This window comes from Herbaspirillum sp. WGmk3 (assembly GCF_023952535.1).
Taxonomy (GTDB): Bacteria; Pseudomonadota; Gammaproteobacteria; order Burkholderiales; family Burkholderiaceae_D; genus Herbaspirillum; species Herbaspirillum huttiense.
The window spans coordinates 1-405 of record NZ_JAKYWT010000028.1 but is presented as its reverse complement, the minus strand read 5'-3'; the positions used below and the strand labels follow the sequence as shown (position 1 = coordinate 405).

General features: G+C 58.3%; 1 protein-coding gene. It reads left to right on the top strand.

Going from position 1 to position 405, the window contains the following annotated elements; translation table 11 throughout:
- Positions 1–318: head decoration protein (locus MKD49_RS25785; protein ID WP_252697719.1), on the top strand; the 318-nt coding region annotated here is incomplete at its 5' end.
- Between the last annotated feature and the right edge of the window lie 87 nt (positions 319–405).

Genomic DNA, 405 nt, shown 5'->3' with positions numbered 1-405 from the left:
ACCTTTACCCATTACCAGCCGCAGGGCAACAGTGACCCGGCTCATACCGCAACCGCGCCCGGCGGATTGAGTGCGAAAGCGCCTGCAATGACCCCGCTGATGCTGGACACCTCCAGCCGTAAGCTGGTTGCGTGGGATGGCACCACCGACGGTGCTGCCGTTGGCATTCTTGCGGTTGCTGCTGACCAGACCAGCACCACGCTGACGTTCTACAAGTCCGGCACGTTCCGTGATGAGGATGTGCTCTGGCCGGAGGCTGCCAGCGACGAGACGAAAAAACGGACCGCGTTTGCCGGAACGGCAATCAGCATCGTTTAACTTTACCCTTCATCACTAAAGGCCGCCTGTGCGGCTTTTTTTACGGGATTTTTTTATGTCGATGTACACAACCGCCCAACTGCTGGC